Source organism: Bradyrhizobium sp. 2TAF24 (assembly GCF_052115025.1).
Lineage (GTDB): Bacteria > Pseudomonadota > Alphaproteobacteria > Rhizobiales > Xanthobacteraceae > Bradyrhizobium_A.
In genome coordinates, this window is sequence record NZ_JBFRFW010000019.1 from 1 (window position 1) to 20,319 (window position 20,319).

General features: G+C 67.4%; 20 protein-coding genes and 1 riboswitch. Of the genes, 16 read left to right on the forward strand and 4 right to left on the reverse strand.

Annotation, left to right across the window (positions count from 1 at the left end):
* From AB4Z37_RS25930 to AB4Z37_RS25940, 3 genes are all read left to right on the forward strand, one after another.
* A partial coding sequence (locus tag AB4Z37_RS25930; RefSeq protein ID WP_441519584.1) for a filamentous haemagglutinin family protein occupies positions 1 to 471 on the forward strand: 471 nt, incomplete at its 5' end.
* Positions 472 to 758: 287 nt separating this feature from the next.
* A complete protein-coding gene (locus AB4Z37_RS25935) occupies positions 759 to 2,312 on the forward strand; it encodes an acyl-CoA synthetase (RefSeq protein ID WP_441519585.1) in 1,554 nt (517 codons plus the stop codon).
* A gap of 74 nt (positions 2,313 to 2,386) precedes the next feature.
* Positions 2,387 to 3,622, forward strand: a complete 1,236-nt coding sequence (locus AB4Z37_RS25940; RefSeq protein ID WP_441519688.1) for an ABC transporter substrate-binding protein — start codon at positions 2,387 to 2,389, stop codon at positions 3,620 to 3,622.
* A gap of 84 nt (positions 3,623 to 3,706) precedes the next feature.
* On the opposite strand, the gene AB4Z37_RS25945 is transcribed toward AB4Z37_RS25940, so the two are convergent.
* Both AB4Z37_RS25945 and AB4Z37_RS25950 read right to left on the reverse strand, forming a co-directional pair.
* Positions 3,707 to 4,939, reverse strand: coding sequence for a cytochrome P450 (locus tag AB4Z37_RS25945; protein ID WP_441519586.1), 1,233 nt, complete (start codon positions 4,937 to 4,939; stop codon positions 3,707 to 3,709).
* Positions 4,940 to 5,049: 110 nt separating this feature from the next.
* A complete protein-coding gene (locus tag AB4Z37_RS25950; protein WP_441519587.1) occupies positions 5,050 to 5,769 on the reverse strand; it encodes a uridylate kinase in 720 nt (239 codons plus the stop codon).
* Between the two features lie 146 nt (positions 5,770 to 5,915).
* On the opposite strand from AB4Z37_RS25950, the gene AB4Z37_RS25955 reads away from it, so the two are divergent.
* Positions 5,916 to 6,716: an AMP nucleosidase gene (locus AB4Z37_RS25955; protein ID WP_441519588.1), complete on the forward strand. Its 801-nt coding sequence runs from the start codon at positions 5,916 to 5,918 to the stop codon at positions 6,714 to 6,716.
* A gap of 28 nt (positions 6,717 to 6,744) precedes the next feature.
* Here the strand turns inward: AB4Z37_RS25955 and AB4Z37_RS25960 are convergent, their stop codons facing one another.
* Entirely contained in the window at positions 6,745 to 7,455 is a 711-nt protein-coding gene (locus AB4Z37_RS25960) for a ChaB family protein (protein WP_441519589.1), read from the reverse strand.
* Here AB4Z37_RS25960 and AB4Z37_RS25965 point away from each other — a divergent pair.
* The 6 genes from AB4Z37_RS25965 (at position 7,454) to cobJ (ending at position 14,372) form a co-directional block, all read left to right on the forward strand.
* Positions 7,454 to 8,383, forward strand: coding sequence for an alpha/beta fold hydrolase (locus tag AB4Z37_RS25965; RefSeq protein WP_441519590.1), 930 nt, complete (start codon positions 7,454 to 7,456; stop codon positions 8,381 to 8,383). The two genes, AB4Z37_RS25960 and AB4Z37_RS25965, sit on opposite strands and share 2 nt — an antisense overlap.
* Before the next feature lie 108 nt (positions 8,384 to 8,491).
* A complete protein-coding gene (locus tag AB4Z37_RS25970) occupies positions 8,492 to 10,552 on the forward strand; it encodes an NAD(+) synthase (protein ID WP_441519591.1) in 2,061 nt (686 codons plus the stop codon).
* Positions 10,553 to 10,677: 125 nt separating this feature from the next.
* A riboswitch (cobalamin riboswitch) is annotated at positions 10,678 to 10,891 on the forward strand.
* 220 nt (positions 10,892 to 11,111) lie between these two features.
* On the forward strand, positions 11,112 to 12,278 hold the full coding sequence (gene cobG, locus AB4Z37_RS25975) for a precorrin-3B synthase (RefSeq protein WP_441519592.1): 1,167 nt from the start codon (positions 11,112 to 11,114) through the stop codon (positions 12,276 to 12,278).
* Complete coding sequence (locus tag AB4Z37_RS25980) at positions 12,278 to 12,907, forward strand: precorrin-8X methylmutase (protein ID WP_441519593.1); 630 nt, start codon at positions 12,278 to 12,280, stop codon at positions 12,905 to 12,907. Before cobG ends, AB4Z37_RS25980 begins: the two co-directional genes overlap by 1 nt.
* Positions 12,908 to 12,909: 2 nt before the next feature.
* A complete protein-coding gene (locus AB4Z37_RS25985; protein ID WP_441519594.1) occupies positions 12,910 to 13,641 on the forward strand; it encodes a precorrin-2 C(20)-methyltransferase in 732 nt (243 codons plus the stop codon).
* Positions 13,638 to 14,372 carry a precorrin-3B C(17)-methyltransferase gene (cobJ, locus tag AB4Z37_RS25990; protein WP_441519595.1) on the forward strand — a complete coding sequence of 245 codons (735 nt, stop codon included), beginning with the start codon at positions 13,638 to 13,640 and terminating at the stop codon, positions 14,370 to 14,372. The genes AB4Z37_RS25985 and cobJ overlap by 4 nt, the downstream gene beginning before the upstream one ends.
* Here cobJ and AB4Z37_RS25995 read toward each other — a convergent pair.
* Positions 14,348 to 15,094, reverse strand: a complete 747-nt coding sequence (locus tag AB4Z37_RS25995; RefSeq protein WP_441519596.1) for a cobalt-precorrin-6A reductase — start codon at positions 15,092 to 15,094, stop codon at positions 14,348 to 14,350. The two genes, cobJ and AB4Z37_RS25995, sit on opposite strands and share 25 nt — an antisense overlap.
* Between AB4Z37_RS25995 and cbiE the strand changes: the two genes are divergently transcribed.
* The 6 genes from cbiE to cobF all read left to right on the forward strand — a co-directional run bounded on the left by cbiE (position 15,093) and on the right by cobF (position 20,309).
* Positions 15,093 to 16,274 carry a precorrin-6y C5,15-methyltransferase (decarboxylating) subunit CbiE gene (gene cbiE / locus AB4Z37_RS26000; protein ID WP_441519689.1) on the forward strand — a complete coding sequence of 394 codons (1,182 nt, stop codon included), beginning with the start codon at positions 15,093 to 15,095 and terminating at the stop codon, positions 16,272 to 16,274. The two genes, AB4Z37_RS25995 and cbiE, sit on opposite strands and share 2 nt — an antisense overlap.
* Positions 16,271 to 16,639: a cobalamin biosynthesis protein gene (locus AB4Z37_RS26005; RefSeq protein WP_441519597.1), complete on the forward strand. Its 369-nt coding sequence runs from the start codon at positions 16,271 to 16,273 to the stop codon at positions 16,637 to 16,639. The genes cbiE and AB4Z37_RS26005 overlap by 4 nt, the downstream gene beginning before the upstream one ends.
* On the forward strand, positions 16,636 to 17,421 hold the full coding sequence (cobM, locus tag AB4Z37_RS26010; RefSeq protein WP_441519598.1) for a precorrin-4 C(11)-methyltransferase: 786 nt from the start codon (positions 16,636 to 16,638) through the stop codon (positions 17,419 to 17,421). Before AB4Z37_RS26005 ends, cobM begins: the two co-directional genes overlap by 4 nt.
* Positions 17,418 to 18,731 carry a cobyrinate a,c-diamide synthase gene (locus AB4Z37_RS26015; RefSeq protein WP_441519599.1) on the forward strand — a complete coding sequence of 438 codons (1,314 nt, stop codon included), beginning with the start codon at positions 17,418 to 17,420 and terminating at the stop codon, positions 18,729 to 18,731. The genes cobM and AB4Z37_RS26015 overlap by 4 nt, the downstream gene beginning before the upstream one ends.
* Complete coding sequence (gene cobA, locus AB4Z37_RS26020; protein ID WP_441519600.1) at positions 18,728 to 19,459, forward strand: uroporphyrinogen-III C-methyltransferase; 732 nt, start codon at positions 18,728 to 18,730, stop codon at positions 19,457 to 19,459. Before AB4Z37_RS26015 ends, cobA begins: the two co-directional genes overlap by 4 nt.
* A 100-nt stretch (positions 19,460 to 19,559) precedes the next feature.
* Entirely contained in the window at positions 19,560 to 20,309 is a 750-nt protein-coding gene (gene cobF, locus AB4Z37_RS26025) for a precorrin-6A synthase (deacetylating) (RefSeq protein WP_441519601.1), read from the forward strand.
* Positions 20,310 to 20,319 lie beyond the last annotated feature (10 nt).

A 20,319-nucleotide genomic window follows, 5' to 3' on the forward strand; every position in this document is an offset into this window, starting at 1 on the left:
CCCGGCAATGTCGACCTGTTCGCGCCGCACGGCACGATCGATGCGGGAGAGGCGGGCATCCGCGTGTCGGGCAATCTCACGCTCGAGGCGCTGCATGTGCTCAACATTGCCAACATTCAGGTGCAGGGCGCATCGGTCGGCGTGCCGGTAGTGCAGGGGCCGCCGGTCGGCGCGCTGACGTCGGCCAACAACACCGCAGGCGCGACCCAGCAACAGACAGCGGCGCCGCCGCCGCCGAACACGGGGCAGGCATCGATCATCATGGTCGAGGTGCTCGGCTATGGTGGCGGTGACGGCGACGATGAGGGGGACGAGAGTAAACGCAAGCGCCGCAGTGCACTGCCCGACGCCACCGGGCCCCACTACGACCGGACCAGTGCGGTGCAGTTCGTCGGTCTTGGCCGGTTGACGCCAGACGAGCAGCAGGGCCTGACCGAAGACGAACGGCAAAAGCTCGGCGGGCAGCACTGACCGGGGCTGCCGGCGGTCCTGCGGTTCCGCTCGATCTTGCTGATGAATTTTCCGCGCGGCGGGCTTTCACGAGCCCGCCGCGCTGCTTTATGGTTTGTGCACTGCACGGCCGACCTGCAGGCCGGTGCTGGCGCGGCGTTTGGCGCCAGCCACTCGACGCAAGACAGCTTGCCAGACCCTCGTCTCAACTGCTTGAAAATAGGGATGGAAACGAGGCCGGCGGAATCGCATCCGCCGTGCTGGGGAATGCCGCGGATGGCGCCGTGCCATCGGCGGAGGAGGGTCTTATGCCGGTTCGGTATTACGACTGGATCGCCCACCATGCCCGGCGAACGCCGGACAGGATTGCAGCTGTCGATCTCGCGAGCGCGCGCCGTCACAGCTACCGCAGCTTCGACGACCGCATCGCTCGCCTCGCCGAACACCTGTGCAGGCGGTTGCATGTCGGACGCGGTGACCGCGTCGCCGTGCTCGCGCTCAACTCCACCGACACGCTGGAGGTGCAGTTCGCCTGCGGCCGGCTCGGCGCGGTGTTTGTGCCCTTGAATAGCCGCCTGACCGTGCCCGAGCTCGCGTTCATCGTCGGCGATGCTGCGCCGACCGTACTGGTGCATGACGACGATCTCGCCGAGACCGCGCTTGCGGTTACCGCGCGATGCGAGACGCCGGGCGTGCTGAGGCTTGGCCCCGGGGGCTCCTATGAGCGCGCGATCGCAGCCGCGCCCCGGCTCGAGACATCAGCGACTGTGACGCTCGATGACATGTCGACGATCATGTACACCTCCGGCACCACGGGGCGGCCGAAGGGCGCGATCATCACCCACGGCATGACGCTGTGGAACTGCATCAATCTCGGCGGTCCCGCCTACATCACGCCGTCCTCGGTGCTGCTTACGGTGCTACCGCTGTTCCACACCGGCGGGCTCAACTGCTATACCAATCCGGTGCTGCACGCCGGCGGCACGGTGCAGATCATGCGCGCCTTCGATCCCGGACAGGCGCTGGCGCTGATCAGCGATCCGGCAGCGGGCATCAATGTGTTCTTCGGCGTGCCGGCGATCTACCAGTTCATGGCGCAGCATCCGGCCTTCGCTGGCGCCGACTTCAGCCGCCTGATCATCGGCGGTGTCGGCGGCGCGCCGATGCCGGTGCCGCTGCTGAAAATCTGGGAAGGGCGCGGCGTCGCCCTGCAGCAGGGCTATGGCATGACGGAGACCAGCCCCGCGGTGCTGGCGCTCGACCGCGAGGACGCCGCGCGCAAGGCCGGCTCGGCCGGTAAGCCGGTGCTGCACACAGAGGTGCGGGTGGTGAAGCCCGACGGCACGGATGCCGCGGTCGGCGAGCTCGGGGAGTTGTGGGTCAAGGGACCGAACATCACGCCGGGCTACTGGAACAGGCCCGAGGCCAACGCGACCTCCTTCACCGACGGCTGGCTGCACACCGGCGATGCGACGCGGGTGGATGAGGAGGGGTTCTATTATATCGTCGACCGCTGGAAGGACATGTACATCTCCGGTGGCGAAAACGTCTATCCGGCCGAGGTGGAGGATGTGCTCTATCAGCTTCCCGCCATCGCCGAGGCAGCGGTGATCGGCGTGCCGGATGCGCGCTGGGGTGAGGTCGGCGTCGCCATCGTGGCACTGAAGGCAGGCCAGGCGCTGTGCGCGGGCGACATTCATGCCCATTGCGGTGCCAATCTGGCGCGCTTCAAGTGCCCGGGCACCATCCACTTCATCGAAGCGCTGCCACGCAACGCCACCGGCAAGGTACACAAGCCGACCCTTCGTGAAAAATTTGGCGCGCCGGGCTCGCTCGACGTCGCTGGAGCCGCGGCGCCCTGAGCGGGAGAGTCCGTCCAAGGCCGCTGCCAACAACGACAGAACCAGCATTTCCCAGGAGAGGACCGTTCATGACCATGAGACTATCGCCTTCGTCCGTTGCGCGTCCGATCGCCGCCGCCTTCATCATCGGTACGCTGATGAGCAGTGGCGCGGCGCTCGCCCAGAAAGCCTATGATCCAGGTGCGACCGATACCGAAATCAAGATCGGCAATATTGAGGCCTACAGCGGTCCGGCGTCCGCCTATGGCATCATCGGCAAAGTCGAGGACGCCTATTTCAAGATGATCAACGATCAGGGCGGCATCAACGGCCGCAAGATCAATTTCATCTCCTATGACGACGGCTACAGCCCGCCGAAGACCGTGGAGCAGGCGCGCAAGCTGATCGAGAGCGACGAGGTCCTGCTGATCTTCAATGCGCTCGGCACCGGGCCCAATACCGCCATCCAGAAGTACCACAACGCCAAGAAGATACCGCAGCTGTTCGTCGCCACCGGCGCCAGCAAGTGGGACGATCCCAAGCAATTTCCCTGGACCATCGGCTTTCAGCCGAGCTACCGCTCCGAGGCACGGATCTTCGCCAAGTACATCCTCAAGGAGAAGCCGGATGCGAAGGTCGCGGTGTTCTATCAAAATGACGATTTCGGCAAGGATTATCTCGCCGGACTCAAGGACGTGTTCGGCGACAAGGCGTCGAAGCTGATCATCGCCGAGGAGAGCTACGAGATCTCCGAGCCGACCATCGACTCCCATATCGTCAAGCTAAAGGCGAGCGGTGCCGATGTCCTTGTTGATATCACCACACCGAAATTCGCGGCGCAGGCGATCAAGAAGATCGCCGAGCTCGACTGGAAGCCGATGCATCTGCTGACCGACGTCAGCATCTCGATCGGCGCGGTAATGAAGCCGGCAGGATTCGAGGCCTCGGAGGGCGTGCTGTCAGCGCACTACCTCAAGGACGCTTCCGACAGCCAGTGGGCGAGCGACCCCGGCATGAAAAAGTTCGATGCCTTCTTCGAGAAGTACATGCCGGGAGCCAACCGCGCCGACCTTAACGCCGTGTATGGTTACGCTGCCGCCCAGACCATGGTGCAGGTGCTCAAGCAGAGTGGCGACAACCTGACGCGCGCCAACGTCATGAAGCAAGCGGCGAGCCTGAAGGATTTTACGCCGGATACCCTGATCCCTGGTGTCAGGATCAACACCAGCGCCACCGATTTCGCTCCCATCGAGCAGTTGCAGATGATGCGTTTCAAGGGCGGCAAGTGGGAGCTGTTCGGCGACATCATCAGCGCCGAAACCGGCGGCTGACCGAACCGACGATCGCGCATGCCCGGGCCGGCGCCAAACCGCGCCGGCCCGGATCGTTCTGAAAGAGTGCCGTAGCTTCGCAGCCTACCAGCTTGCCGGCAGCCGTTTCAGGCCGCGCAGCACGAAGGTCGGCCGCCATTGCGGGTCATCCGCATCGTCGAGGCGAAGGCCAGGCAGCCGTCGCAACAGTGTGGCGATCGCGATCTCGGCCTCGATGCGGGCGAGCTGGGCGCCAAGGCAGAAGTGAATGCCACCGCCGAAAGACATCGGCTTGACGTTCGCCCGGGTGACGTCGAGACGATCCGGATGGTCGGGGTAGACCGCCGGGTCGCGGTTGGCCGAGCCCAGCAGGCACAGCACGTTCTCCCCCTTGGGAATTGTCCTGCCGCCGATGTCGTCGATGTCTTCCAGCGCCACGCGCCCGGTGGACTGGACGGAGGAATCGTACCGCAGGAATTCCTCGATGGCATTGGTCATGAGCGCTGGGTTGGCCTTGAGCAGCGCCAGCTGATCCGGATGACGGTGCAGGGCCAACAGCCCGTTGCCGATGAGGTTGACCGTGGTCTCGTGGCCGGCACCGAACAGCAGGATGATGTTGGCGGTGAGTTCCTCGTTGGTCAGCTTCTGGCCGTCCTCCTCCGCATGCACCAGCTGGGTGGTGAGGTCGTCGCCGGGGCTGCGGCGACGCAGCTCGAACAACTGGCGGAAGTACATCTGGGCCATTTCATTGCCGGCGTTGGCTTCCTTGAGCTCCTGCGGCGACAGCGGCACGGGATCGAGCAGGCGCCCGCCGTCGCGTGAGCTCTTGTAGAACACCTCGCGGTGATCCTCCGGGATTCCGAGCATGTCACAGATGATGGTCACCGGCAGGCGGAACGCGAAATCCTCGATCAGGTCCATATGGCCCTGCGGGATCAGGCGATCGAGTGTCTGGTCGACGATCTGCTGGATACGCGGGCGCATATCCTCGACCCGGCGTGCGGTGAACGCCTTGACGACCAGGCCGCGCAGCCGGGTGTGGTCCGGCGGGTCCTGCACCAGCATCCAGTGGCGCATGCTGCGGTAGACCGGCTCCTGCAGAATCTGCGCGCCGTTGCGCCGTGTCATGCGGTCGACGAAATCCTTGCCGAAACGCTTGTCGCGCAGGATCTGGCTGACGTCGGCATGACGGCTGGCGAGATAGATCCCGAGCGGTGTTAGCGGCAACGGGTCACCGCGGCGCAGGCGCTCATAGGTCGGGTAGGGATCACGGATGAAATCCGGCGACAGCGGATTGAACAGGGGCTGCGTTGTCGGGACCTGGAGAGGTTCGCTCACATATGCCTCGCGGTCGGGATCGCATGAGCCGATCGTTGCGAGCCTACGTCCTTCGTCGGGCCGGTGCAATCTGGTCGTCGCGGTGCGCCGTCGACGGGAGCCGGGCGGGCCTAGCCGTCGAGACCTGTCCGGACGGCGCGCGGCGATGTGGCGAGGCGACCGCCGGGCCGCAGGTGCAAGGTCGGCCGATCGACGTCGTCGTTTCCGATCACGACGTCGGCGCCGGTCATGGGCGTGCATTGCGCTGCGTAGAGGTCATAGGCCGGGCGATAGCGGCGAGCATAGAGCGTGCGGATGGCCTCGACATCACCGTTGGAGGCTGCATCACGGGCAACGCCTCTTTGTTCGGAGACGACCGCGGTCGTTTCGACGAAAACGGTCAGGTCCCAGCCGGCGCTGAGCTCGGGGCGCTGCAGAAACGTGCCGTCGACGATCAGGATGGCGTGCGGACCGGCCGTCCGTGGCAACTGCGCAATCGGCTGATCGGCGGCGAGGTCGAACGAGGCGGTGCGGTAGAGACGGTCGCCACCGGGGCCGAGCGGCGTCAGCAGCAGCGCCATCACCGCCGCGAGGTCGCGGGCGTCGTGATAGTAGCCTTCCGCCGAATGCCGGCCGCGGGCATAGCGCTCGGCCCTGGGACGGTGAAAGCCGTCGATCGAGCTGCGGATGACCTCACGGCCGAGGCCGCGCAGAGTGCCGGCAAGTTCGTCGGCCAGCGTGGTCTTGCCCGACGCGGTGCGACCGTCCACGGCAATGCGCAGCGGCCACTCCTGGTGGAAGTTGTCGATGGCGCCCGCGAGCGCGGTGAGCATGGCGGTCCGATGGGGCAAGTGGCAGGCTCGCTGACAAGACAAGCGCCGTCTATAGGCAGGCCCCGAGGCCAGTTCAAATCACACAATGTGTTGAGATGTGACACGGTCGCGCCGTGCCGCCGCCGATCTGCTATGATGGTGCCGATGACGAATGGATGACCCGCATGAAAGACAAGAAAGACATCGTCGAAAACTGGCTGCCGCGTTACACCGGCGTGCCGCTGTCGGATTTCGCGCCCTACATCCTGCTGACCAATTTCGAGCATTATGTCGCCTGGTTCGCCGCGCAGCACGGGGTGCCGGTGCGTGGGGACGACCGCCCCATGCCCAACGTCACCGCGAACGGCGTCACCCTGATCAATTTCGGCATGGGCAGCCCCAATGCGGCCACCGTGATGGATCTGCTCAGCGCGATCGCGCCGAAGGCAGTGTTGTTTCTCGGCAAGTGCGGCGGCCTCAAGCGCAAGAACGAGATCGGCGACCTGATCCTGCCGATCGCAGCGATCCGCGGCGAGGGCACTTCGAACGATTATCTGCCGGCCGAGGTTCCGGCGCTGCCGGCGTTCCAGCTGCAGCGCGCGGTGTCCTCGACCATCCGCGACCTCGGCCATGATTACTGGACGGGCACGGTCTACACCACCAACCGCCGGGTCTGGGAACACGACGATCGTTTCAAGGAGCAGTTGCGCCGCACCCGCGCCATGGCGATCGACATGGAGACCGCGACCATTTTCGCGGCCGGGTTCGCCAACCACATTCCGACCGGCGCACTGCTGCTGGTGTCGGACCAGCCGATGGTCCCGGAAGGCGTCAAAACCGCGGAATCCGATCGCAAGGTGACGGAGAGCTATGTCGAGACCCACATCCGGGTCGGGATCGAAGCCCTGCAGCACGTCCGCGCCCGCGGACAGAGCGTCAAGCACCTGCGGTTCGAGGACGATTTCGATGGTGACCACGCGCCGTGAGCGCGGCGGCACGGCAGGCTCCGGGCGTTTATTCGAACGCCCGCAGCGCTTGCAGCGGCATCCATTGATCGCGCACCTTGATGTAGGACCGTTTTACGGCCGCCCATGCGATGCGATGGGCGATCTCCTCCTGCCGCGCGTCTCCTGCATGGGAAGCGAACGCATGGTTGAAGGCCGCGCGATAGATATCCTGCGCGTGCGGCGGCAGATGGCTGCGGACAGAGGCGGGCAGTTCGGCATTCCGCTGATAGGGCATGGCGCGGCTTCCGGGACTTGATCTCGGGCGCCCCCTCAGCAAGCATAACCGCACGCGCGGTTTGTACGGATTGATGAAGGTCAAAGGGCGGGCTGCGCCCGCCGGATGCGGTGCTCCGCACGGCTGGTTCCCCGGCGCTTTGATAGATACCATCATGAAAAGGTCGTGGTGGGATGTTTCGATGCTGATCCGCAGGAGACTGCGATGGTCGGGGGATTGACCGGCCATCATCCCGGGGAGACGGCCGGGATGGCGCGCGTGGATGGCGCACATGACACAGCGACCGGGCAAGACCGACCCGCCAAAGGCCTCCGGCACGACCGCACCGGTGGCCCCCTGGCTCTGGCCGCTGACCGCGACGCAAATGGCGGTGGAGGCGTGGCTTGGGTGGTTCGAGCGCAGTGCGGCGGTGCCGGAGCCGCGCGCCGCGGAGGCTTTGCCCTGGACCACCCCGAACGAGATCGCGCTCGAGCTGATCACCATGCGGCTGCGCGACTTTTCGGCGACGGATGGCGGGCAGGCGACGCTGATCTGCGCGCCCTACGCCTTGCATAGCGCACTGATCGCCGATTTCGCCCCCGGGCACAGCCTGGTCGAGACGCTGCGTGCGGAGGGGATCGGCCGGCTGTATCTGACTGACTGGCGCTCGGCCACGCCGGACATGCGGTTTCTGACGATCGACAGCTATCTCGCCGATCTCAATGTTGCGATCGACGACATCGGCACGCCGGTCGACCTTATCGGCCTGTGCCAGGGCGGATGGCTGTCACTGGTCTATGCGGCGCGCTTTCCGGAAAAGGTGCGGCGGCTGGTTCTGGTCGGCACCCCGGTGGACGTTGCCATCGAGTCCGAGCTGACGCGCTCGGTGGCCGCGGCGCCGCCAGGCGCATTTGAGGCGCTGGTGACGGGCGGAGGAGGTCTGGTGCAGGGTGAGCAGTTGCTCCACTTGTGGAGCCGCCCGCCCGAGGTGGAAGCCGCCTTGCAGCGGAATCTGTCTCCCGACGAGCCGGGTGATCGACTGCTGCGGGAGCGGTTCGAGCGCTGGCATGCCGCGACGCTGGATCTGCCCGGGACGTTCTATCTCGAGGCTGTCACCTGGATCTTCAGGGACAATCGGCTGCCGGCAGGCCTGTGGACCGCGCTCGGCCGGGAGATTCATCTCGGCGAGGTTCGCACACCCGTCTTTCTGCTGATCGGGGCGAGCGACGAAATCGTGCCGGCCGAACAGGCGATGGCGACGGCGGCGCATGTGGGAACACCACGCGCCTTCATCGGCGCCGAAATCGTGCCATCCGGACATCTCGGCCTTTTCATCGGCCGCAGGACGCTCGCCGGCGCGTGGCGGCGGGTCGCCCGATGGCTGCGCGACGATCTTCCCCGGCAGCGCCCGCGCGACGTGGCGTCCATTTGAAGTGAAGGCCCGGATGACCGTTGTTCCGGGTGGCGTCGCCCGGCGCGCTTGCCCGCTTCAGCGCGATCGGCAATGGTGTCGGCGGACAACAGGAGTTCAAGCGCCGACATGAGCTTTCACGCGATTTACCGCCAGGGTTTTGCACGTGTGGCGGCCTGCGTTACGGTCTGCAGCCCCGCCGATCCGGCCAGCAATGCAGCCGCCATCTGTGACGCGGTGCGAACCTGTCACGCGCGCTCGGTCGCGGTCGCGGTATTTCCGGAGCTATGCCTGTCGGGCTATTCCATCGAGGACCTGCTCAAGCAGGTGCCGCTGCTGGACGCGGTCGAGCGGGCGGTCGCAGACATTGTGCGGGCATCGACGGAACTCATGACCGTTGTGGTGGTCGGCGCGCCGCTGCGGTTCGGCGCGCGAATCTACAACTGCGCCGTGGTGATACACCGCGGACGGATTCTCGGCGTGGTGCCGAAGACCTACCTGCCGACCTATCGCGAATTCTACGAGGGTCGCCATTTCGCGTCCGGTGCGGGCATGACGGGGCTCGAGATCGCGATCGCCGGTATGGTTGCGCCCTTCGGCGTCGACCTGCTGTTTGCGGCCGACGACGTCCCCGGGCTCACGGTCGGCATCGAGATCTGCGAGGACATGTGGGTGCCGGCGACGCCGGGGGCGGAATTGGCGCTGGCGGGAGCGAGCGTCCTGCTCAACCTCTCGGGCAGCCCGATCACCATCGGCCGGGCGCGGTCGCGCGCGCTGCTGTGCCAGTCGTTCTCGGCACGCTGCCTCGCCGCCTATGTCTATGCCGCCGCCGGCGCCGGCGAATCCACGACGGACCTCGCCTGGGATGGGCAGACGTCGATCTTCGAGAACGGCGTCCTGCTGGCCGAAGGCGAACGATTCGCTCAGGAAGGGCAGATCACGCTCGCCGATGTCGACCTCGACCTGCTGCGCCAGGAGCGGCTGCTGATGGGCACCTTCGACGACAACGCCCGTCAGCGCGACGGGCGTGGCCAGAGCTGGCGACGGATCGCGTTCACGCTGCAGCCGCCCATGGCGGATGTCGGCTTTCTCAGGACGATCGAGCGCTTTCCGTTCGTGCCGAGCGATGAAGCGCGGCTCGAGCAGGACTGCTATGAAGCCTACAACATCCAGGTGGCAGGCCTTGTGCAGCGGATGCGGTCGACCAGCACCAAGCGGGTGGTGATCGGGGTGTCGGGCGGACTGGATTCGACCCATGCACTGATTGTCGCCGCCAAGGCCGTCGATCTGCTCGGCCTGCCACGGACCAACGTGCTCGCCTATACGATGCCGGGCTTCGCGACCGGCGACCAGAGCAAGACATTCGCCTGGGACCTGATGCGCGCGCTCGGCGTCAGCGCCTCCGAGCTCGACATCCGGGCGACGGCGACACTGATGCTGAAAGAGATCGCGCATCCGTTCGGCCGTGGCGAACCCGTCTATGACATTACCTTTGAGAACGTGCAGGCCGGATTGCGCACAGACTATCTGTTCCGCCTGGCCAACCATCATCATGGCATCGTCATCGGCACCGGTGATCTGTCGGAGCTCGCGCTCGGCTGGTGTACCTATGGCGTCGGCGATCAGATGTCGCATTACAACGTCAACTCCGGCATTCCGAAGACGCTGATCCAGCACCTGATCCGCTGGGTCGTCGCCTCGCGACAGTTTCCGGACGAGGTCGGCAAGACGTTGACGGCGATCGTGGCGGCGGAAATCTCGCCGGAGCTCGTGCCGGTCGGGGCCGGCGAGAAGCCGCAGAGCACGGAGGCCGCGATCGGCCCCTATGCCCTGCAGGATTTCAATCTGTTCTACACACTAAGCTATGGCTTCCGCCCGTCGAAGATCGCCTTCCTGGCGCTGCGGGCCTGGCAGGAGGTCGGGGCGGGCGCGTGGCCGCCGGGCTTTCCGGCGCCGATGCGGCGGGCTTATGACCTCGGCGAAATTCGCCATTGGCTCGAGGTGTTCGTGCGGCGCTTCTTCGCCTTCAGCCAGTTCAAGCGCTCGGCGATGCCGAACGGTCCCAAGGTGTCCGCGGGGGGCGCGTTGTCGCCGCGCGGCGACTGGCGCGCGCCGTCGGACGGAAATGCCGCGGTGTGGCTCGACGATCTCGACCGCAACGTGCCGCGCGAGGTGATCAAAGCGCCCTGACGCGACGGGCCTGATGGGCGCCGTCGGTGCCGGACGAGCCGGGCGGCACGCTATATGTATCCGCCGCTATTTGCCGCCGTCCCATCATCTTGCGGGCCCGATGGCTTGACAAGTCGCGGGCTTGGGCAAATGGTACCGCCGTTGGTTCCTGTCCCAGACAGGCGAAGAGGGAATGCGATCGGGCTCGTGCCATCAGGCAGGGCCCGAAGTGCAGCCGCCCCCGCGACCGTGACCGGAGAGATGCCCACAGGCCACTGACCCGACCGGGTCGGGAAGGCGGGATCGAAGGGAAAACCCCGCTCCGCAAGCCGGGAGACCTGCCAACGCAGTGCTTGAAACCGGCGGACGGGGTGTTCCGCGACGGGGGAGCGAACCTTGCAATCATCGGTTCGCGCGCCTCATCGCCTCCCACCGAAACTTCCAAGAGGGCGATGACCATCACGCTTCATGTCTGTGTCACCTGCCATGCCGGCGAGATGCCGGGCACCGGCGGGATCGCACGTGATCGGCGCACGGTCCTCGGAATGTGGCGTGCCGCGACCGCCTCGCGGGCCGTCTCATGAGCGCCGTCGCGATCAAGGGCTGGTGCCCCGGCGCGCTGCGGCCGATGCAGTCCGGGGATGGGCTGGTGGTCCGGATACGGCCACGGGGCGGCCGAATCGATGCACGGCAGGCGGCGGGCGTCGCGGCGCTCGCGGAACGGTATGGCAACGGCCTGATCGACCTGACCGGCCGGGCCAACCTTCAGATCAGGGGCGTCAGCGACGCCAGCCACACGCCGCTGATCGACGGACTGGCGCGGCTTGGGCTGCTCGATTCAGATGGCGCGGCCGAGGCGCGGCGCAACATCCTGGTAACGCCATTCTGGGGGGCAGGCGATGATGTCACCGCGCTCGCGGCGGAACTCGAAGGCGCGCTTGCGGTTGGTCCCGCCGGCCTTCCGACCAAGTTCGGCTTTGCCGTTGATTGCGGTGAGGAGCGGGTGCTGACCGGCGCGTCCGCCGATATTCGGATCGAACGCGACATCGCCGGCGGGCTGATCGTGCGGGCCGATGGCGTCGAGCGAGGCTGCGCTGTGACACGGGCAGAGGCGGTGCCCGCCGCGCTGGCCCTTGCCGAGTGGTTCGTGACGTCGGCAGGCGCTGCGAACGGACGCCGGCGGATGGCCGCGCATCTCGGCGCCGGCGCGCGCCTGCCGGAAGCTTTTCGTGCGGATGTCAGGCTTTCGCGCGCCCGCGCCGTGCCGCATCCCGCCTGCTATCCGCTTGGCGTGATGATCGGCGTGGCGTTCGGGCAGCTCACCCACGCCGCGCTTGCAGATCTTGCCGGGCGGGTGCAGGGCCTGCGCTTGACGCCATGGCGCATGATCCTGGCCGAGGGACTTCAGGAGATGCCGCGCGACGACAACGTCTTCATCACGCGCGCCGACGATCCGCGGCTGCGTGTCGTCGCCTGCAGCGGCGCGCCGGCCTGTAGCGAGGCGTTGGCCGATACACGGACGCTGGTGGCTGCGCTTGCACCGTATCTTGCAGCCGATTCCCGGCTTCACGTTTCAGGGTGCGCCAAGGGCTGTGCCCAATCCGGGCCTGCATCGATCACGCTGGTCGCGACCCCCAATGGGTTCGATCTCATTCGCGACGGCTCGACGCGGGATGCGCCTGTCCGGCATGGACTGAGCAAGGCAGATCTGGTCGCAGATCCCGCGATTCTGGTGGGAGGGCGCTGATGCCGCATGTCTACGAAACCGATGGCGCGGCGATCTATCGTCAATCCTTCTCGATCATCCGGGCGGAGGCCGACCTCGCGCGCTTTTCGGCCGACGAGGAACCGGTGGTGGTGCGCATGATCCATGCCGCGGGGATGGTGGGGCTCGAGCGCCATGTGCGCTTCACGCCGGGCATGGCGAGTGCCGCGCGCGCCGCCTTGCAGAACGGCGCGCCCATTCTCTGCGATGCGCGCATGGTCTCGGAAGGAATCACGCGTGCACGGCTGCCGGCCGGCAACGCCGTCATCTGCACGCTCGGTGATCCGGCAGTGCCGGGCCTTGCAAAGGCGATGCACAACACCCGCTCCGCGGCCGCGCTGGAGTTGTGGCGGCCGCATCTCGACGGCGCGATCGTCGCCATCGGCAACGCGCCGACCGCGTTGTTTCACCTTCTCAACATGCTGGATGATCGCGGTTGTCCACGACCGGCGGCGATCATCGGCTGCCCGGTCGGCTTTGTCGGTGCCGCCGAATCCAAGGCGGCGCTGATGGCCGGTCCACCCACGCCGGCCCTCACGGTGGAAGGGCGCCTGGGAGGCTCGGCGATCACCGTTGCCGCGGTCAACGCGTTGGCGAGCCGGAGCGAATAACCATGGGACGTATCATTTGCTGCGGCCTCGGGCCGGGCGATCCCGATCTGATGAGCGTGCGCGCCGACCGCGAGATCCGCGCGGCGCGACATGTCGCCTACTTCCGCAAGAAGGGGCGTCCCGGCCAGGCCCGGCGCATCGTCGAGGGCATGCTGGCTGAGGATGTCAGCGAATATCCGATGGAATATCCTGTGACCACGGAGATCGCCTTCGACAGCCCGGACTATGTGCGTCTTCTGGCCGACTTCTACGATGCGTGGGCCGAGCGCCTGGCGCGGCTCGCGGAAACGACCGACGTGGTCGTGCTGTGCGAGGGCGATCCCTATTTCTACGGCTCCTTCATGCACCTGCACGCGCGCCTGCAGGGGCGGGCCGAGGTCGAGGTGATTGCGGGCATTCCCGGGATGGCCGGCTGCTGGAACGCCGTCGGCCAGCCGATCGCCCTCGGCGACGACGTGATGACCGTGCTGATGGGGACCTTGTCGGAGGACGAGCTCACGCGGCGTGCCGGGAATTCCGATGCGCTGGTGATCATGAAGACCGGGCGCAACCTGCACAAGGTTCGCCGCGCGCTCGCGGCTGCGGGCCGTCTTGCGGAAGCGTGGCTGATCGAGCGCGGCACCATGCCGGGCCAGCGTGTGATGCGCCTGAGCGATGTCGAGGAGCGTGATTGTCCCTATTTCGCGATCGTTCTCGTCCATGGGCGAGGGCGGGCCATGGAGACGGCGGAATGACCGGCTCGCTCAGCATCGCCGGACTTGGGCCCGGTGATCAGGCGCTGATCACGCCGGAGGTCTCCGCGGCGCTCGCGGCTGCGACCGACATTCTCGGCTATGCGCCTTACGTTGCGCGCGTGCCGCCACGTGAGGGGCTCGTGCTGCATCCGTCGGACAACCGCATGGAGCTGCAGCGTGCGACCGACGCCCTGCGGCTCGCGGCCGAGGGCCGCCATGTGGTCGTGGTGTCGTCAGGCGATCCCGGCGTGTTTGCGATGGCCTCCGCCGTGTTCGAGGCACTCGAGGCCGCGCCGCACTGGCAGGGGCTTGCGATCCGGGTGCTGCCCGGCATCACCGCGATGCTGGCGGCCGCGGCCCATGCGGGCGCGCCGCTCGGTCACGATTTCTGTGCGATCAATCTCTCCGACAACCTGAAGCCGTGGTCGACGATCGAAAAGCGGCTGCAACTGGCGGCCGAGGCGGATTTTGCGATCGCGCTCTACAATCCACGCTCGGCGAGCCGCCCCGATGGCTTTGGACGCGCGCTCGCGCTCCTGAACGACGCCGGCCACGGCGACCGCCTCGTGATTTTCGCACGGGCGGTCTCTACACCCGAAGAGCGCATTGAAACGGTGCGGCTGCGTGACGCGCGGCCGGACATGGCCGACATGCGAACCCTGGTCATCGTCGGCAATGCCGCGATGCGCCGCGTCGGTCGCTGGGTCTATGCGCCGAGACACGCCCGATGACCGAGCCATCGCATGACGTCATCGACGCTTTCCGCCCGTGGCCGTTCCGGCAGCTCCGGGCGCGTCAGCATGATCACGGGAAGGTCGAGCTCACGCGCGGCATCGATCTTGGCGCGCGCCCCGGTTCCTCCCGAGTTGCGGGCGACGATCCACGCGATGGCGCGCTCACGCATCATCGTGCGCTCGTCGGCGAGCGTGAAGGGACCGCGCGACACCAGGACATCGGCATCGGGCAGCGGCAATGCCCCGGCGGGCGGATCGACGAACCGCAAGGTATAGGCATGTTGCGGCTTCGTGCCGAAGGGAGCGATGTGCTGGCGGCCGATCGCGAGAAACACACGGGCCGGCGCATCCGGCAAAGCCGCGACCGCCGCGGCGATGTCATGGACCTCGATCCAGGTGTCGCCGGGCATTTTCGCCCATGGCGCGCGTTCGAGCGCGATCAGCGGCGTAGCGGTGGCCGCGCAGGCCGCCACTGCGTTGCGGCTGATCTCGGCCGCAAAGGGATGGGTCGCGTCGATGACGTGGGTCACGCCTTCCCGACGAATGTAATCGGCAAGACCGTCGACGCCGCCAAAGCCGCCGATGCGGGTCGGCAGCGGCTGGCTTGCTGGCGCACGTGTGCGCCCGCCGTAGGAATAGACGGCGTCGATGCCTGCGCGCGCAACGGCATCCGCGAGCAAATTGGCGTCGTGCGTTCCGCCCAGAATGAGCGCGCGCATGGTTAATCCTTGGCTGACCATTGTCGGGATTGGCGAAGATGGCATCGCCGGCCTCTCGGACGCAAGCCGTAAAGCGCTCGCTGACGCCGAGATAGTGTTCGGTGGCGAGCGACATCTGCAGCTGGCCGGCGTCGCGGTGCGCGGCCGTCCCTGGCCGGTGCCGTTCGAGGTGGAGGGCGTACTGGCCTGCCGCGGCCGCGCCACTGTGGTGCTCGCGTCCGGTGATCCGTTCTGGCATGGCGTCGGCAGTGGCCTCGCCGAGCGGCTGCAGGAGGACGAATGGATCGCCCATCCCGCGCCCTCGACATTCTCGCTGGCTGCCGCACGGCTGGGCTGGCGGCTCGAAGCCGTTACCTGTCTCGGACTGCACGCCGCCCCTTTCGAACGCCTGCTGCCGCATCTGGTGCGCGGCGCGCGGATCATCTGCCTCGTGCGCGATGGCAACACTGTCGGTGACCTCGCGGCATGGCTGACGGCGCGCGGCTGGGGTGAAACGCAGGTGTGGCGTCTCCAGGCGCTGGGCGGACCGCGCGAGGCCATCACCCGGCATCGCGCGGATGCCGACATCGCCGGCCCTGCGGCCGGTCCTGTGGCCGTTGCGCTGGAGGCGTGCGGATCGGACGGACTGCCGCGCAGCTCAGGCCTGCCCGATGCGCTCTTTGCGCATGACGGCCAGATCACCAAGCAGCCGATGCGGGCGCTCGCGCTGTCGGCGCTGACGCCAAGGCCAGGCGAACGCCTGTGGGACATTGGTGCCGGGTCCGGCTCCATTTCGATCGAGTGGGCTTTGCAAGGCGGTTCGGCAATCGCGATCGAGGCGAGGGACGACCGCATCGTCAACATTCGCCGCAATGTCGCGGCGTTCGGCCTCTCGCATCGGATCACGGTAATGGAAGGAGCCGCGCCGGGTATTCTTGCTGGCCTGGAGGCGCCGCACGCCGTTTTTGTCGGCGGTGGTTTCGATGGTGCGACGTTCGATGCGGTGTGGTCTGGGATCGCGACGGGAGCGCGGATGGTCGTGCACGGGGTGACGCTCGAGACCGAGGCGCTGTTGGCGGACCTGCACCAGCGCCACGGCGGCGAACTGATGCAGGTCGGGATTGCGCATGCGGGTAAGCTCGGACGCTTCCGGTCCTGGGAGCCGGCGCGACCGGTGGTGCAATGGAGTGTGGTGAAGTGAAGGTGGCAGGCTTCGGCTTCAGGCGCGACGTGACGGCGGCTTCGCTGCGTGATGCGCTCACGGCCGCCGGTGGTCACGATGGCCTGGCTGCGGTGGCGACGCTCAGTGACAAGGCCGAGGCCACCGCGCTCAAGCAGCTGGCCGGCGAACTCAACCTGTCGATCCAGGCCGTCCCGGCTGATCGGCTGGTGGGCGTCGCCACGTTCACCCAGTCCGGTGTGATCGCGGCGCGGTTTGGCACGGGCTCCGTCGCCGAAGCCGTGGCGCTGGTGGCGGCTGGCCGGCATGCGCGCCTCGTTTCGCCCCGCGCTGTATCGCGCGACGGCATGGCCACGGCCGCGATCGCGGAAGGAGAGGGCGAATGACGGTGCATTTCATCGGTGCAGGGCCGGGCGCGGCGGATCTCCTGACATTGCGGGGGCGGGATCTCATCGCCGCCTGTCCGGTGTGTCTCTATGCCGGCTCGCTGGTTCCCGAGGGTGTGCTGGCGCATTGCCCGCAAGGCGCGCGGATCGTCAACACCGCGCCGCTGTCGCTCGACGAGATCATCTCGGAGATCGTCGCCGCGCATCGCGCCGGCCAGGACGTCGCACGGCTGCATTCCGGCGATCTCTCGATCTGGTCGGCGATGGGCGAGCAGCTGCGGCGTCTGCGCGAGCTCGGGATTCCCTATTCGGTCACACCCGGTGTGCCGGCATTCTCCGCGGCAGCCGCGGCACTCGGCGCGGAGCTGACGCTGCCGGGACTGGCGCAGTCCGTCGTGTTGACGCGGACGTCCGGCCGCGCCAGCGCCATGCCGCAAGGCGAGCAGCTGGTGGCTTTCGCTGCCACCGGTGCCGTGCTCGCCATCCATCTGTCGATCCATGTGCTCGCCAAGGTGGTGGCCGAGCTGACGCCGCATTATGGTGCGGACTGCCCGGTGGCCATCGTCTGGCGCGCGAGCTGGCCGGACCAGCGCATCATCCATGCGACCCTCGGCACGCTCGACGCGGCGGTGGGCGCCGAGCTCGAGCGCACGGCACTGATCCTGGTGGGCAGGACGCTGGGCGCGCAGGAGTTCGCCGAGAGCCGTCTCTACGCGGTCGACTACGACCGCCGCTACCGGCCGCTCGGGCCGGCGCCGCGCTTTCCGGAGACCTCCGGATGACGACCGGTCTTGTCATCTCCGCACCGGGATCAGGTGTCGGCAAAACGACGCTGACGCTGGCGCTGGCGCGCGCCTATCGTGACCGCGGGCTGAAGGTGCAGTGTTTCAAGAGCGGCCCCGACTACATCGATCCCGCCTTTCATGCGACGGCCACCGGACGCGCCTCGATCAACCTTGACAGCTGGGCGATGCCGCGGGCGTTGATCGATGCCCTCGCGGCGCGCGGCACGGATGCCGATTTCGTCCTCGCCGAGGGCGCCATGGGCCTGTTCGACGGCGCTCCGGCCGTGGGCGTCTGCGGCACCGGCGCCACCGCGGACATTGCCGAGATGATGGGCTGGCCCGTCCTGCTCGTGCTCGATCCCTCCGGCCAGGCGCAGACCGCGGCGGCCATCGCCGCGGGATTGCGCGGCTTCCGTGCCGGGGTCCGGATCGCAGGCGTCGTCCTCAACCGCGTGGCCAGCGCACGGCATGAGGATGTCGTGCGCCGCGCGCTGGAGGGCATCGGCATGGCCGTGCTCGGAGCGCTGCCACGCCGCGCCGCCATCGCGTTGCCGGAGCGCCACCTCGGCCTGGTGCAAGCGGGAGAGCAGCCGGAGGTCGACAGCCTGATCGCCGAAGCAGCGCGCTTCGTTACCGCGCATGTCGATCTGGAGGCTGTCCTGCAATCGGCGGCGGAGATCGGTTCGCCGTTGCCGCATTCATCCGGAGCCGCCACGCCGCCGCCTGGTCAGCGCATCGCGCTGGCGCGTGACGCCGCGTTCTCGTTCGTCTATCCGCACATGCTCGAGGGCTGGCGCAGCGCCGGCGCCGAAATTCTGCCGTTCTCGCCACTCGCCGACGAAGGCCCCGACGGCAGCGCCGATGTGTGCTGGCTGCCCGGGGGCTATCCGGAATTGCACGCCGGCCGTCTCGCGGCGAACCTGCGGTTTCAGCGGGCGGTGCGTGCCTTTGCCGAGACACGGCCGGTGCATGGCGAGTGCGGCGGATACATGGTGCTGGGGGCCGCCCTGACTGATGCCGATGGCGAGCGCCATGCGATGACCGGACTGCTCGGCCTCGAGACCAGCTTCGCCCAGCGCCGCCTCCACCTGGGATATCGGCTGGCCGAGCTTGCGGCACCGATGCCCGGCTATCACAGTGGAGCGCGTTTGCGCGGCCATGAATTTCATTATACCTCCATTGTCGCGCAGCCCGACGCGTCGCTGGCGGTCGTGCGGGACGCCACCGGTGCGGTCGTCGCGGAGACCGGCTCGCGGCGCGGCCATGCCACCGGTACGTTCTTTCACTTGATCGCGGAGGACAGGTGAGCGGTTTCGTTTCCTTCGTCTCGGCGGGTCCCGGCGATCCTGAGCTTCTGACGCTGAAGGCGGCCTCGTGCCTGCGCGTGGCGGACGTCGTGCTGTATGACGACCTTGCCTCGGGCGCGATCCTCGACCATGCCCGGCCCGGCGCCATTCTGGTGGCGGTCGGCAAGCGCGCCGGGCGACCGTCGACCAAGCAGCAGCATGTCAATCAACTGCTCGTCGACCATGCGGCCGCCGGCGCGCGGGTGGTGCGGCTTAAATCCGGAGACGCCGGCATCTTTGGCAGGCTGGAGGAAGAGATCGAGACATTGAACGCGGCCGGCATCGGCTACGAGATCGTCCCCGGCGTCACCTCGGCGTGCGCAGCGGCGGCGCGGGCTGGCATTCCGCTCACCCGGCGGCTCAGTGCGCGCCGCGTCCAGTTCGTCACCGGCGCCGACGTCACCGGCCAGTTGCCCGAGAACCTCAACTGGGCGGCGCTGGCCGACCCGGACGCCACGACCGTGGTCTATATGGGCAAACGGACATTCCCGGCGCTGGCGGCCAAGCTGATCGAACACGGCATGGCGCCGGACACCCCGGCGCTGTTCGCGGAGTCGCTCGGGCACGCCGAGGAGCGGCTCGTCCGCACGACGATCGCGGAGCTCGCCGCGTTGCTCGCGCAAATCGGCAATGCGCCGACGGCGGCGGTCATCCTCTTCGGGGCGCTGGCGACAGAGTCTGCATCATGATGCCGTCAGTCGTTCGCACAGGGGGCGACAAAGCGTCCGGCGGGGCAGGGCGAAGCGCACCGCGAGGGGCTGACCCGCGGCCGGTGCTGGGAGCCATGGTATGCTGTCGCTCTCTCTGATCGGCATCGGCTGCGGCGACCCGGAGCAGCTGACGCTCGCGGCGGTTCGCGCCATCAACGCCGCTGATCTCATCCTCATTCCCCGCAAGGGAGCCGACAAGTCCGACCTCGCCGACCTGCGGCGCACGATCTGCGCCGAGGTGCTCACCCATCAGCGGACGCGCATCGCTGAGTTCGATCTGCCTGTGCGTGACAGTGCGCGCGACGATTATCGCAAAAGGGTCGACGACTGGCACGACGCGATCGCAGCCGCCTGGTCACGGGAGATTGCAAACCGTCTGGGGGGCGAGGGGCGCGTCGCGCTGCTGATCTGGGGCGATCCGTCGCTGTACGATTCGAGCCTGCGGATCGCGCGCCGGCTCGATCCGCTGCCCGCCATCGACGTGATCCCCGGCGTAACCTCGATTCAGGCACTGTGTGCGGCGCATGCATTGCCGCTCAACGATATCGGGGAGCCGTTCCTGGTGACGACGGGGCGGCGCCTGCGCGACGGCGGCTGGCCGCCCGGCGTCGACACGGTGGTCGTGATGCTGGATGGCGGCGCCGCCTTTCAGTCGCTCGCGCCGGAAGGCTTGCAGATCTGGTGGGGTGCGTATCTCGGCATGCCCAACCAGATCATCATGTCCGGCGACCTCGCCGATGTCGGCGCGAGGATCGTGGCCGCGCGGCAGCAGGCACGCGACGCGCATGGTTGGATCATGGACTGCTACATTCTCAAGCGCCGATCGTAGTTGTCGGCGA

What these genes read in the sequence shown, in the direction of transcription:
- cobF (WP_441519601.1), top strand. Translation starts at nt 19,560, where the DNA reads ATGCTGTCGCTCTCTCTGATCGGCATCGGCTGCGGCGACCCGGAGCAG.
- cobM (WP_441519598.1), top strand. Translation starts at nt 16,636, where the DNA reads ATGACGGTGCATTTCATCGGTGCAGGGCCGGGCGCGGCGGATCTCCTG.
- AB4Z37_RS25940 (WP_441519688.1), top strand. Translation starts at nt 2,387, where the DNA reads ATGAGACTATCGCCTTCGTCCGTTGCGCGTCCGATCGCCGCCGCCTTC.
- AB4Z37_RS25955 (WP_441519588.1), top strand. Translation starts at nt 5,916, where the DNA reads ATGAAAGACAAGAAAGACATCGTCGAAAACTGGCTGCCGCGTTACACC.
- AB4Z37_RS26015 (WP_441519599.1), top strand. Translation starts at nt 17,418, where the DNA reads ATGACGACCGGTCTTGTCATCTCCGCACCGGGATCAGGTGTCGGCAAA.
- cbiE (WP_441519689.1), top strand. Translation starts at nt 15,093, where the DNA reads ATGGTTAATCCTTGGCTGACCATTGTCGGGATTGGCGAAGATGGCATC.
- cobJ (WP_441519595.1), top strand. Translation starts at nt 13,638, where the DNA reads ATGACCGGCTCGCTCAGCATCGCCGGACTTGGGCCCGGTGATCAGGCG.
- AB4Z37_RS25980 (WP_441519593.1), top strand. Translation starts at nt 12,278, where the DNA reads ATGCCGCATGTCTACGAAACCGATGGCGCGGCGATCTATCGTCAATCC.
- AB4Z37_RS25970 (WP_441519591.1), top strand. Translation starts at nt 8,492, where the DNA reads ATGAGCTTTCACGCGATTTACCGCCAGGGTTTTGCACGTGTGGCGGCC.
- AB4Z37_RS25995 (WP_441519596.1), bottom strand. Translation starts at nt 15,094, where the DNA reads ATGCGCGCGCTCATTCTGGGCGGAACGCACGACGCCAATTTGCTCGCG.
- AB4Z37_RS25965 (WP_441519590.1), top strand. Translation starts at nt 7,454, where the DNA reads ATGCGGCTGCGCGACTTTTCGGCGACGGATGGCGGGCAGGCGACGCTG.
- AB4Z37_RS25985 (WP_441519594.1), top strand. Translation starts at nt 12,910, where the DNA reads ATGGGACGTATCATTTGCTGCGGCCTCGGGCCGGGCGATCCCGATCTG.
- AB4Z37_RS25960 (WP_441519589.1), bottom strand. Translation starts at nt 7,455, where the DNA reads ATGGTGATCAGCTCGAGCGCGATCTCGTTCGGGGTGGTCCAGGGCAAA.
- AB4Z37_RS25935 (WP_441519585.1), top strand. Translation starts at nt 759, where the DNA reads ATGCCGGTTCGGTATTACGACTGGATCGCCCACCATGCCCGGCGAACG.
- cobG (WP_441519592.1), top strand. Translation starts at nt 11,112, where the DNA reads ATGAGCGCCGTCGCGATCAAGGGCTGGTGCCCCGGCGCGCTGCGGCCG.